Origin of the sequence: Streptomyces sp. NPDC051211 (genome assembly GCF_040689505.1) — a bacterium.
Classification (GTDB): domain Bacteria; phylum Actinomycetota; class Actinomycetes; order Streptomycetales; family Streptomycetaceae; genus Streptomyces.
The window spans coordinates 1-12495 of sequence record NZ_JBFBAV010000059.1 but is presented as its reverse complement, the minus strand read 5'-3'; the positions used below and the strand labels follow the sequence as shown (position 1 = coordinate 12495).

Annotated in this window: 8 protein-coding genes and 1 pseudogene; 8 read left to right on the top strand and 1 reads right to left on the bottom strand. The window is 68.9% G+C overall.

From position 1 onward, the window contains the following. Positions 1 to 1039: 1039 nt before the first annotated feature. The 5 genes and pseudogenes from AB0447_RS33320 to AB0447_RS33300 all read left to right on the top strand — a co-directional run bounded on the left by AB0447_RS33320 (position 1040) and on the right by AB0447_RS33300 (position 8647). Positions 1040 to 1660, top strand: coding sequence for a sigma-70 family RNA polymerase sigma factor (locus AB0447_RS33320; RefSeq protein ID WP_366480648.1), 621 nt, complete (start codon positions 1040 to 1042; stop codon positions 1658 to 1660). Next, positions 1653 to 3482, top strand: coding sequence for an IclR family transcriptional regulator C-terminal domain-containing protein (locus AB0447_RS33315; RefSeq protein ID WP_366480647.1), 1830 nt, complete (start codon positions 1653 to 1655; stop codon positions 3480 to 3482). The genes AB0447_RS33320 and AB0447_RS33315 overlap by 8 nt, the downstream gene beginning before the upstream one ends. Before the next feature lie 838 nt (positions 3483 to 4320). Continuing rightward, a complete protein-coding gene (locus AB0447_RS33310; RefSeq protein ID WP_366480646.1) occupies positions 4321 to 5541 on the top strand; it encodes a hypothetical protein in 1221 nt (406 codons plus the stop codon). After that, positions 5538 to 5672, top strand: a pseudogene (locus tag AB0447_RS33305) (DUF6531 domain-containing protein); the annotation flags it as partial. The gene AB0447_RS33310 and the pseudogene AB0447_RS33305, both read left to right, overlap by 4 nt. Before the next feature lie 197 nt (positions 5673 to 5869). After that, a complete protein-coding gene (locus tag AB0447_RS33300; protein ID WP_366480645.1) occupies positions 5870 to 8647 on the top strand; it encodes an RHS repeat-associated core domain-containing protein in 2778 nt (925 codons plus the stop codon). Positions 8648 to 8651: 4 nt separating this feature from the next. On the opposite strand, the gene AB0447_RS33295 is transcribed toward AB0447_RS33300, so the two are convergent. Next, the gene (locus AB0447_RS33295) at positions 8652 to 8882 is read right to left on the bottom strand and encodes a hypothetical protein (protein ID WP_366480644.1); all 231 of its coding nucleotides are present in this window, start codon (positions 8880 to 8882) and stop codon (positions 8652 to 8654) included. Between the two features lie 20 nt (positions 8883 to 8902). On the opposite strand from AB0447_RS33295, the gene AB0447_RS33290 reads away from it, so the two are divergent. The 3 genes from AB0447_RS33290 to AB0447_RS33280 all read left to right on the top strand — a co-directional run bounded on the left by AB0447_RS33290 (position 8903) and on the right by AB0447_RS33280 (position 11408). Continuing rightward, a complete protein-coding gene (locus AB0447_RS33290; RefSeq protein ID WP_366480643.1) occupies positions 8903 to 9322 on the top strand; it encodes a hypothetical protein in 420 nt (139 codons plus the stop codon). 132 nt (positions 9323 to 9454) lie between these two features. Beyond that, complete coding sequence (locus AB0447_RS33285; protein ID WP_366480642.1) at positions 9455 to 10183, top strand: ATP-binding protein; 729 nt, start codon at positions 9455 to 9457, stop codon at positions 10181 to 10183. A 1-nt stretch (position 10184) separates the two neighbouring features. Then, entirely contained in the window at positions 10185 to 11408 is a 1224-nt protein-coding gene (locus tag AB0447_RS33280) for a hypothetical protein (RefSeq protein WP_366480641.1), read from the top strand. Positions 11409 to 12495: the final 1087 nt, after the last annotated feature.

The following is a 12495-nucleotide window of genomic DNA, read 5'->3' as shown; positions in this document are numbered from 1 at the left end:
TGAGCTGGTTGCTGCTGGCGAAGTAGTGGCTGCGTGACGGCCGCGGCCTGCACGATTCCCGTTGGGGCGTGCAGGCCGCCGTTCGCTGTTCTCAGGGTGGTGTACCGCGGCTGCGTCGCTCGTGGCTCACTCGTACTCTGGGCCCCCAGATGACACGCCTGCTGCCCCTGATTGAGCGAAGTACAAAGAAGCCACCGGCCGTGTTGAGGTACAGACGCGGAGGCAACCCCATGTGCCAGAGCTGTGAGGACTTGAGGCTCGCCGCCTGAGAGCCCGCCTTTGACGAACCCCAGCGCGGGCCGTCACCACACCCGGTGGCGGCCCGCGCTGCTGCGTTCCCGGGGGCCGGGAGAGGTGGTCCGGTTCGCAACCGGTGTCACATTCGCGTGTGACGCCGGTCGCCTGTCGCACATTCTGACCTGCGCCGGGACCGGCCGCTCCCCCGGGGCTTTGTGTGGGTGACACGGGTGTGTGACGGCCGGTGCGCGGGGCCCGTGCGCAGTCGCGCGCTCGTACGACGCGGGGTCCTGCCGCGCCTTCTTCTGGAAGGGGTTGACGGGCTCGCAGCCGAGTGGTTGCTGGTGGCAGTCATGGTTCGCCCTGTCACAGCCGTGTTTCGCTCTTACCGGTGTCGTGATCACGCAGTTTCGATCTCTTGTGATCAGCCGTTTATCTTCTGCCTCCCGGATTCGTCACTGGGTGACGGCGCGTTCGGCGTCGCGACCATCGATGAGATCGGGAGCCCCTGCATGACATCGTCCTGGGAGTGGGTTGGGCTGGTCCCGGCCGCTTTGAGCGCGGTCCACGCGCTAGGCGCCGTATGGCGCCGGTCCTGGGCCGTGGGTTCGCGCGGGCGCCTCGCCCGTACCGCGCCGCCCGAGGACGCGGTGTCCACGGCCGGGTCGCCGGGCTGCGCCGCGTGCGACGGTACCGACCCGTGGGCCGTGCGCGTTGATGTCCTGAGCGGGTACGCGGTGGTGACGGTCACTTCTTCCGCCGTGCCGGCCGTGTCACCAGCGCGCGGCGGGGAGCCCGGTCTGTGGTAGCGGACGGTGACTCCGGCGAAGCGGGACTGCGCCTGGAGGGAGGGGTCGGGCAGCGGCTGCTGGACTGCTACCCGGCCTACATGAAGCAGGCCGTGCGCCATCTGTGCAAGTGCTTCCCCGGCATGTCGGTGGAGCAGTGCAAGGACGTCGCACAGGAAGCGTTCATCACCACGACGAAGAAGTGCCTGGAGCGCAGAGCCGTACCGGGCCGCAATGTCATGGGCTACCTGCTGGTCGCCGCCCGCAATCTGGCCGTTGACAAGTTCCGGGCCGACCGGCTTGCCCTGGTCGGCGAGGAGGAGCTGGACCGGCTGCGCACCCGGCGCGCGCTGAGGCGGGCGGACGAGTTGTATGCGCTGAAAGAGGTCGTGGTTCCCGCGATTCAGGAGCTGGACGACACCCAGTACCGGAAGGTGGTGGAGCTGCAGAGTAGCGGGGCGGCGGACAAGGAGATCGCGGCCGTACTGGGGAAATCGCTGGTCCAGGTTCGGGTGCAGCGCAGCAAGGCGATCCGGGAGCTGCGCCGCAAGCTCCATGGGCATATTCGCCTCGGGCTGCGGGGACAACTGCGGCACGGGGACAGCGGCGCGGGGAAGAGGACATCAGGTGAGTGATGAGAGCAGGTACCAGGGATACTGCGGCCAGGGCCCGGCGCCGGAAGTCCCAGCCGGGCTCACCGCTCTGCTGTCCGAGCTGAGCGGGCCTCCGGACTTCTGGGACCGGCCCGACGGAGACTGGGGCCAGCCGACGGACGGCTGCCCCCAGACACAGAGCGAGGAGAGGTCGCACGCCAACTCCTGCTACCGGCTGCTGTCGAAAGCCCTGCGACGGGACGAGCTCGAGGCAGCGGCGAACTGGCTGGGCGACGCCGTCGAGCACGAACACCCCGGCGCGGTTTTCCGCCTCGCGGTCGTCATTCACCGCGAATACGGCAAGGACGGACGCGAAGACGTCCACTTCCTGGTTGCCGAGGCCGCCCGCCTGGGCCACGGCGACGCACAACTCCTTCTCGCCCAGGTCACCGGGCAGAACAGCGAAGGAGACGTGGCCTTTGCCATGGTCCAGGACCCGGAGTTCATCGACGAGATCCGAGCCGCGCTGGGCATCGCCCCCACCGCGGACTCCGCGACCTCCGGCACGTTCGCCAACAGCGACGCCCCTCACGATGCTGACCTGCCGGCGCTGCAGCCGCTGCTGCCGATGCGCGGCACCCGGCCCGGCCAGACCAGGCCGACCGAGCCGCCTGCCTCAGCCGACACCACAGAACAGACACCGCCCACCTGGCCCGTCACCGACACCTCCCCAGGGCGCAGCGCGCTGTGGTCGGCATTCCCGCTGCGCGCCCCACAGCTGTCGGTCGCCGCACGGCAGGTACCGGGCCGAGGGCCCGCCCCCGGCCAGTGGCGTTCCGTCGAGCGGGCCCTGAGGATCCTGCACACCCTCAACGGCTCCACCGTGGCACTCAGCCCGGCGGAACTCGTCAAGGCCACCAGCCTGCCCAAGGCCGTACTGGAACAGCTTCTCGGCTGGCTCTACCGCCGGCGCCTGGCCGCCCGTCTCGCCGACGGCGGCTACACACCCGGCCCCGCACTCCTGGAGCTGTCCGTACGCGAAGGCGGACGCTCGGAACACGCAATGCAGCAGACCCTGGCGGCCCTGCGTGACGCCGTCGGCGCCGCCGTGTACGTCAGCGGCTACATCGACGGTGAAGTCTCCATCTCCCGATTCTCCGATGGCCCAGACGCCCCGCGTGTCTACGAGTGGGTCGACTTCAGCGCCTCCGCTCATGCCAGCGCCGTTGGAAAGAGCCTTCTCGCCCAGCTGTCCTACGAGCAGCGCATGGACCACCTGTCCCGACACCGGGCGGCCAGACTGACCTCACGCACCATCACCGACCACCGGACTCTCTTCCACGACCTCGACGGACGAGGGCCCCGCGCTCCCCAGTTCGACCGGCAGGAGTACTCCACCCGCGAGGTGTGCGTCGCGGTCCCCCTCCCTCTCTACCTCGGCAACGGCCAGGCCGAATGCCTCGCCCTCTCCCTCCCCGTGGACCAGCAGCACCGCCTTCAGGAAGCAGCCGAGATCCTCACCACCAAGTCCACCACCGTCCTGCTGTCACTGCTCCTCGCGGGGGATCCGCCCGTCGAGCCGAGCGCCCAGCCGGAGACCGGAATCGTCGTCGTGCCCCCCAGCACCCTCCTGGAACCCCAGACGCCGACCGTCACCCGGCGCACACGCCGCAGCGGCCTGCACCTTCCCGATTTGGCCAAGGCCAGGCAGGCCGACGCAAGAAAGGAGATCCTTTCAGAGGCCGGTACGCAACCAGATGAAGCGGTCACCGGCCTGCGGGTCGCTCCGAACGCCCCATCCGCCCCTGCCGAAGAAGCCTGGGTTGTCGCACCGATCTCTGAAGCCTACGCACAAGCCGGCTGACCGACAGACGTCCGTGATCTCAAAACCCACCATGAGCACACCGTGCCCACCGGAGTTTGGCCACGTGCCACCGAAGGCTGACTAACGGGAGCCCGTGACACCGACGTCTGAGCGCCCCGGCGTGTGTCGTGGTCACAGGCCATCCGTTGGGTGCTGGGCGACCGATTTCGAGCTGATGACGGACGGCCGGCGGGCCTGACCCGGCACATGGCGGAGGGCGACACCCGAACCTGGGTGTGCCCGCCGCGGTCTACCGGGTCAGGCCGGCCCGCCCGCCACCGCCTGCGCGGCCCGGATTCCTGCGGCGCCGGTTCGGCCTGGACCGGGCCGGACATGGCCAGCGGCTCAACAACTGCTCCGGCTCCCTCACACTGACCGCGCCCGGTGGGGTCAGGCAGCACGCTGTTCTTGGCGGTCCAACGGCTGCCGCGGCTACACCACATGCCAATAAACCGCACCTGCGGTTGGCCTCTCCCGCCACTGACGAGGTGGGGAGGCCGCGTGCTCGAGGGCGCGGACGGCCGGTCGCCAGGGGCGGGCGTGTTGAGGGCTTGGTGTTGATCAGGACTGGGCTGCGCCGGCAGGCGGTCCGGGCGGGCGCTGACCGGCTAGGTCGGCGTCATCACCGGTGACCTCGGCGTTGCGTCGTGGTGACAGTGGCTCATCTCCCTGCCTGTCGGGGTCCAGATCCATCCGCCGGCTTCGGGTGCGCGAGGTTCTTCGGCTCGTGAGCTGGCTGGGTTCGGTTTGATCCGGTCTCGCTGATTGGCTGGAGCTTTGGATCCCGTGATAGGACAGTCCGGTTTGTTGATCATCTTCGGTCGGGGGTTGCAGCGGTATGGCGGTTACGGTTCCGGACTGGGCTGACACCCTCCTCGATGTCATCGGTGTCGCGTGGCCGAATGTGGACGAGGACGCCTACCGCGACATGGCCGATGCCCTGCGGGAGTTCGCCGAGGACCTGGCCGATGATGGGCAGCTGGCCAACAATCATGTTCAGCGGCTGATTTCTGCCAGTGACGGCGAGTCGATCCAGGCGCTCGACAAGCACTGGGCCAAGGTAAAGGACAAGCATTTCAAGGACATTGCCGATGCGGCGCGGGTGATCGCGGGGGCGATGGATTCCGCCGCGGGAGCGGTCGAGGCGATGAAGCTGGCCGCGATCGTGCAGCTGGGCTACCTGGCTGCGGAGGCGGGTATCGCGATCGCTGCGATACCGATCACGGGCGGGTTGTCGGCGCTGCTCGGCGCGGGTGCGATGCGCTTGACGCAGGAGGCCGTCAAGCGGCTGATCAAGGAGTGTGTGGAGGAGGCTGTCGGCTACATCGTCGCCGCGATGGCCGAACCTGCCGTTGCCGCCTTGGAGGGCATCGCCGCCGACCTCGTCGTGCAGCTCGGTGCGGTGGCGATCGGCTTGCAGGACGGGGTCGACGTCGACCAGGCCAAGGACGCGGGCAAGGACGGGTTCAACGACGGCGTCCAGTCCGGAAAGGAGGCCTTGCATCTCGCCTCTGCGGGCGGCGGAAGCGGGACGGGGACGGGGACGGGGCTGACGGACCTGTTCATCGACCACGCCGAGCACCGGGACGCAGGCGGCAAGCTGCACGGCGTCAGTACCAATATCCACGGCAAGACGACCTCGAAGATCCACAAGGCAAAGTCGGCCCACAACCGGACCCGTGGCCGGGACTCCATCGCCCAGGCCATTGACACCGTCCCGGACAAGGCGGTCAGCGCCCTGACGAAAGCTACCCGAGCGATGGGGGATCACGTCGGCAAGACCCTACCCAAGGCCGTCAAGCAGATATCCGTCGGACACAAGAACACCGATGACGCGCTCCGCGACCGGTTCGCCCGCCTGCGCAAGGACCGCGGCGACGACGGCAGCGAAAGGGCCAAGGGCCCTGACGACAGCCGGCGCGGCAACCGGGGCAGTGACGGGGCACGGACCAGGCCAAACTCGCTGCGTGGCGCCCGGGACGACGCTCGCCGGCATTCCATACCGCTGAGTGGGAAACCTGCAAGAACGATCCGATCGACATCGCCACCGGCGAGATGACGCTGCCGCAGACCGATGTGTCGCTTCCGGGAACGCTGCCGCTGGTATTGCACCGAACTCATCTTTCCGAGTACCGGTACGGGCAGTGGTTCGGACGGAGCTGGGCCTCTACTCTGGACGAGCGGCTGGAGACCGACCCCCTCGCCGGCGGTCTCATCTGGGCCCGCGAGGACGGCTCCCTGCTCATCTATCCGCGCGTGCCGGGTGCCGGGTGCCGGGTGCCGGAGAGGAGCCGGTATTCCCCCTCGAGGGCCCTCGCCTGCCTCTCGTTCACAGCGGCGAGACCCACGCCTCGACGACGTTCACCGTCACCGACCCCGACACCGGTATGTCCCGCTGCTTCTCGGGCAGCCCGTACAACGCATCAACCGCGTACTGGCTCAGCGAGATCCGGGACCGGCACGGCAACGGCATCACCATCGCCCGCCGCACCGACGGAACCCCGGTCACCGTCAGCCATGACGGCGGCTACCAGATCAGGATCGGCAGCGACGGCGGACGCATCACCACGCTGACGCTGACCTCCCCGCAGGATCCGGTCACCCTGCTCTCCTACGGCTACGACGAGATCGGCGACCTGACGACGGTCACCAACTCCTCCGGGCTGCCGCTGTGCTTCACCTACGACGCCCACGGCCGGATCACCTCGTGGACCGACCGCAACGACTCAACCTTCACCTACGTCTACGACGCGGCCGGCCGCGTGGTGCAGACCGTCGGCCCCGAAGGCTTCCTCTCCTCGGTCTTCGCCTACGACACCGACGCCCGCATCACCCGCTACACCGACTCGGTCGGCGCCACGACAACCTTCCAGCTCAACGAGCGCCTTCAGGTCGTCGCCACCACCGACCCCATGGGCCACACCACCTGCACAGAGCTCGACGCCCACGACCGCATCATCTCCGTCACCGATGCCCTCGGCCAGACCACCCGCCTCGCCCACGACACCGCCGGACGGCCAGTGGAACTCATCCGGGCCGACGGCCGGCGCACCACGGTCACCTACAACGACCTGGGGCTGCCCGCCACGCTGACCGAGCCCGACGGTGCCATCTGGCACCACCACTACGACACGGCAGGCAACCGCATCGCGCTGACCGACCCGGCGGGCGCGACCACCCGCTACACCTACGACGGGCGCGGCGCCGTCACCTCCGTCACGGACGCGGTCGGGCTCACCGTGAACATCACCCGCAACACCGCGGGGCTGCCACTTTCCGTCATCGACGCCGCGGGCTCGACCACCCGGCACGACTACGACCCCTTCGGCCGCCTGGTCCAGGTCACCAACCCCCTGGGCGCCACCACCTCCTTCGCCTGGTCGACCGAAGGCCTTCTCACCTCCCGCACGACCCCCCAGGGCGCAACCGAGCGGTGGAGCTTCGACGGAGAAGGCAACTGCACCACCTACACCGACCCCCTCGGGCAGACCACCACGTTCGAGTACGGCCACTTCGACCTCCCCATCCTCCGCGTGGCACCCGACGGCGCCCGGTACACCTACCGCCACGACACCGAGCTGCGCCTCACCCACGTCGTCAGCCCCCAGGGACTGACTTGGACATACCGGTACGACGGCGCAGGACGGCTGGTCTGCGAATCAGACTTCGACGGCCGCACGGTCACCTACGCCTACGACGCAGCCGACCAGCTTGTGGCTCGCACCAACGCAGCCGGCCAGCAAGTCCACTACCAGTACGACAGCGTGGGAAACCTCGTCGAGAAAGACCTCGACGGCCGGAGGGTGACCTACACCAACGACCCCTGCGGACGACTGACCCACGCCGTCGGCCCCGACTCCACACTCGAGCTGGGCTACGACCCGGCGGGCCGCCTCGTCACCGAAACCGTCGACGGACGCACCCTGACCACCCACTGCGACGCCGCCGGCCGACGGACAGCACGCACCACTCCCTCCGGCGCCGTCACCACCTACCGGTACGACAGCACCACGGGCCGCCGAACCGGGCTCACCACCGCCGGCCACACGCTGACTTTCGAACACAACGCCATGGGCCGGGAGACCACGCGCCGGCTCGACGACGTCTTCACCCTCCAGCACACCTGGGACCCACAAGGCCTGCTCAGCCACCAGCTCCTCACCACTCCCGCACCGGGCCAAGCCCCCGTGGAACGGGGGTACACCTACCGCGCCGACGGCACACCCACCGCCATCACAGACCGCCGCACCGGGCACCGTTCCTACACCCTCGACCAAGCCGGCCGCGTCACCCAGGTCGAAGCCGACGGCTGGAGGGAGACATACACCTACGACCAGGACGGCAACCAGACCCACGCCACCTGGCCCCACAACCACCCACACGCCCACGCGCGCGGCCAGCGCACCTACAACGGATCGCTCCTCACCCGGGCCGGCCATCTGCGCTACGAGCACGACGACCAGGGCAGGGTGGTGATGCGGCAGCACACCCGTCTGTCCCGCAAACCCGACACCTGGCACTACAGCTGGGACGCCGAGGACCGGCTCACCGCCGTCACCACCCCCGACGGCACCCGCTGGCGCTACCTCTACGACCCCCTCGGCCGTCGGACCGCCAAGCAACGCCTCGGCGACGACGGCAACACGGCCGTGGAAGAGACCCTCTTCACCTGGGACGGCACCACCCTCACCGAACAGACCACCCGGCGGCTGGCGTCACCGGAAGCGCTCACCCTGACCTGGGACCACGACGGCACAACCCCGCTCGCCCAGACCGAGACCAAACGCCTCGCCGACGCCCCGCAGAGCGTCCTGGACCAGCGCTTCTTCGCCATCGTCACCGACCAGATCGGTACACCCACCGAACTCGTCGACGAGACCGGACAGATCGCCTGGCACACCCGCTCGGCCGTGTGGGGAACCACCACCTGGAACCGGGACGCCACGGCCTACACACCACTGCGCTTCCCCGGGCAGTACTACGACCCGGAAAGCGAACTCCACCACAACTACTTCCGGTACTACGACCCCCAAACCGCCCGCTACCTCTCCCTCGACCCCCTCGGACTGGACCCGGCCCCCAACCCCTACACCTACGTCGATAACCCGCTCCGATACAGCGACCCGCTCGGCCTCGCCGCCTGCAACGAGGACGATGTCACCTGAGCGTTCAGCGGGGCGGCAGGGCCGCTCGGTTCCGCCAGTAGTCCGCATCATGCGGATCCACCAGCCAGCCGACCAGTCGCTCAGAGCCGGCCGCAAACGCCTGGGCCAGTGACGTCCCCTCGTCGACAACCAGTGCGAGTTCGTCGATGTCATGGGTGGCGTGGTTGGTCTCGCACCAGCAGGCCACGTTCGCTGCCGCGTTCACGGCGATCTGCCCCTGATCCGTCCAGAACACCTGCAGATATCGCGCCGTGGATGGCCGGGCACGTCGGCATGCGGGTCCGGCTGCGGTATCTGCCGCACTACGACGGGCAGATCGAGGTGTTCTCCACCGAGGAGTGGGGCCGGCACCTCGGGACCGCCTATCTCGCGGAGGCGGCGACGGTGGAGCAGCGCCGTGCGCTGAGTTCGGTCAGGGAGAAGAAGGCCCGCGCGCTGAAAGCGGATCTGAAAGCGGCGGAGAAGCTGCGCAAGGCCCGCTACACCGCTACGACGACGGCTGCTGTGCCCCGTCCGCGGCGCACGGTCACTTCCTCGGAGGCCGAGGCAGAGATCGCCCGGTCAAGGGGCGCGGATCTGGCGGCGCGGGCGCTGCCGGACTTGATCCCTCCCCGTGAGCCCCCGGCCTCCTGGGCGCGTCCGGTTGTCCGCCCTCGCCGCGCGGCCGACTCGTAAACGGATGCCGGGCAGGCAGCCGATGGCGGGCGGTCTGGAGCGGCTGATGCGCATAACGACAGCGGGGAGTGTTGAGCGATGGTGTCTGCTGAGCGACAGGGACGTCTGCCGCGTGAGCGGGAGGACCACTTCATGCGTCTGCCGGGCGCCCAGGTGGTTTCCACGCGTGCCCTGCTGATGGTGCGGGAGAACATCCGTGCCGCGATCGAGGCCAGAGCCATGATCTGTATCTACGGGCAGGCGGGCCGGGGCAAGTCGTTGGCGGTGAACACCTCGCTGCGTGAGCTCGCGCCGAAGTTGACACGTCGGATCCAGTTCCGCTCCCGCCCCTCGACCCGCGACCTGCGCCACGAGCTGTTCCACGCTCTCGGTCTGCAGGGCCGCCCGCCGGGGCAGCCGATCGAGTTCGACCGGATGCTGCGCGGCGCTCTGGAGGAGACGCACGTCCTGGTCTGTGACGAGGCGCAGTGGCTGTCGAAGATGTGTTTCGAGTACCTGCGCTATTGGTGGGATGACATCGGCTCGGACCTGACGATCGTGTTCACGGGCGGGGACGGCTGTTTCGAGATGCTGCAGAGCGAGCCGATGCTGGAGTCCCGCGTGTACGCGTGGCAGGAGATCGAGCCTATGCCGGTGGAGGAGGTCCTCACCGTCATCCCGGCCTTTCATCCTGTGTGGGCGGACGCGGACCTGGACTTGATCGCGATGTGCGATGACGAGGCCGCGCACGGCAACTTCCGGGCCTGGGCGAAGATCACCCATCACCTGACCGCCGGGATGAAGGAGTCCGGACGGATCCTGGACGAGGACCTGCTGCGCTGGTCCTACAGCAAGCTGCGCCAGCGCCCGGTGGTGGCCTGAGGTGCTGGACTGCCCGAACCCGCCGCCGGTCACGGTGGTCCTGGACCCCTACGACGACGTGGTCCACACCCGGGCCGCCCTGGCCTCCCACTCCCCGCAGCACGGTCGCCTCACCGTTCATCCGACCCCGGGGACCGACGCCGCGATCACGCTCGCCCACGACATCCTCGCGGCCCTGGGCAAGCCCGTCCCCCTGGCTGGCTACCGCCACCTCGACCCAGCCCCGGCCTGGGCGATCGCGGCGGCCTGGATCCTTGCCACCCCCATCACCCACCTGACCCTGCTGCGCGCCCACCTGCTCACCCCGCACCGCTTCAGAGACCTCCTCACCCTGCGCCGGCGCACCGGTGTCCGCCTGGTTCTGGTCTGCCACCACCGGGCCATGCGGGCATTCCTGGAACGCGAACTGCGCCAGGTGGACCACAGCATCGCCGAGGCCTCCGCCCTGCTGCCCGAGGCCGAGCCTGCCATCCCGGAGCGCCAGGCACCGCATACAGCGAGGCCGTTGGCGAACCGCTGGATCAGCCTGCCCGCCCTGACCACCCTCAAGGCCTTCGACGACGCGACTGGCCCGTGCCGCTGCGCCGCGCCAATGGCGGTGGACCGGGACTTCTTCGCGCCGGTGCCGTCGGTCACTGAGGCGGAGGTGGCGTGGCGCCTTCACCGCGGGACGGCGCACCCGTACCTGGCAGCTCAGCTCGCCACAGCCACGTTCACCGCGGCTTCCACCACCCAGCTTGCCACCGCGCACGTCCGCGATCTGGGCCCGGACGGCACGACGATCACGCTTCACGACCAGGGGCTGCGCCGGGGCTGCATGACCCACCCTGTTCCCGCCTGGGCCCGTCCCCTGTTGAGGGCAGCCGCTCTCCTCCGGCGGATCGGGGCCGGCACGGGCGGACCGCTGTTCCACGATTCGCTGGGAGGCGAGGGGTTGCCGTCCTTGACGTCCTTTGCCGAGGACTGCAGGCTGCGCCCGCCCCAGCCACCGCGCCCCAAGCTGCACCGGACTCGGCGAGGGACGACGCCGACTCCGAAGGAGCCTGCGAAGACCATCTGGCCTGTGTGTACCGCCCATTACGGCCTTGCGTGGGCCAGGGCTGAACCCGATCTGATGCAGGGCTGCCCGTACCCGCCTCCGCACACGCGGAAGACCATCGACAGGCGGAAGAAGGGATGGCTGCCACCGGACTACGGCCTGCGTGAGCTTCAGCCTCCGCGCTGAGGCTCTGCAATCGTTTGCCTGGGGTGTCCGGCTGGTGTGGCACTTTGGCCGTATTCCTGAGCCTATCCGGGTGACAGATTGAAGCATCTCAAGTGCTGGGGGAGCCTTAAGGGGGAGGACGCCTACCTCTCCTCCTGGCTGTCCGCGTAAAGGACCGTGTCCTGCACTCCTCCTTGGGGAGGAGTGTGGTCTTTGGTTGCGCCTGTTTGGATTGCAGCTGGAGGGTCGAGGCCGACGGGGGTGGCGCGTGCTGGGTTTCTTGCTGGAGCTCGTTTTCGGCGGTCTGCTGACGTGGGGCCATGAGAAGCGCAGGGCCAGGAGGAAGGCCCGGAGTTTCGCGGAGGGGGCGGAGGTGAGTTTCGTTGCCTGCGTCCTTGGTGACCGTCCGTACTGCCGGGATGAGGCGTTGGTCTTCCTCTGGGCTGCGGGTTCCACGCTTCATGCCTCGCCGACGGAGTTCAGGGACCTTCATCGAAGTCCACTTCCCGCGGCGCGGTGGGAGTTGGTTGGGGTCCGGTCGAGAGGCCGTACGGATTCCCGGTTGGTGCAGCACGGCTGGCTGGTGGCCGAGTGCCGCGATGGTGATGCTGTGGTGCTGGTCGGGTGTGCCCCGGCTTCGATGCAGTATCTGACAGCCGTTTTGAACGCCCAGGGCGTCAGCTAGAGAGATGGCGACATGGAGGCGAAGCCGAAGACCCGGCCCAGTGAAACGGGAGCACCTCCTGAGACGGGCGAGGGGAGCCCCGCCGGCCCCCTACTGTTGCCAGCTGGTCCGCGTAGCGGGCCTTGGCCCTGGAGGCGGAGCCGGAAGGGCCGGGGTGGGGGAGCGGAGCGGACCCGCCCAACGGGCCTGAGGCCCGGACCCCGTGAAACGGGGTCACCTCCCGCGCGGAGCGCGGGAGCCCTGAGGCCGGCGAAGCCGGCCTGCTCCGGTGGAGCGCAGCGCAGCCGGAGCTAGTCCGGAGCGAAGCGCAGGCCCCCCGGCCCGAAGGGCCCTTCATCGACTCCAGGACACCACTCTTGGTCAGGTCGAACGGGAAACGGGCGATGACACAGCGCATGTTGCCTCACAGAGGGAAGAAGGGGG

Excerpts from the sequence above, each read along its gene's own strand:
- AB0447_RS33310 (WP_366480646.1), top strand. The coding sequence starts at position 4,321 with ATGGCGGTTACGGTTCCGGACTGGGCTGACACCCTCCTCGATGTCATC.
- AB0447_RS33285 (WP_366480642.1), top strand. The coding sequence starts at position 9,455 with ATGCGTCTGCCGGGCGCCCAGGTGGTTTCCACGCGTGCCCTGCTGATG.
- AB0447_RS33290 (WP_366480643.1), top strand. The coding sequence starts at position 8,903 with ATGGCCGGGCACGTCGGCATGCGGGTCCGGCTGCGGTATCTGCCGCAC.
- AB0447_RS33300 (WP_366480645.1), top strand. The coding sequence starts at position 5,870 with ATGTCCCGCTGCTTCTCGGGCAGCCCGTACAACGCATCAACCGCGTAC.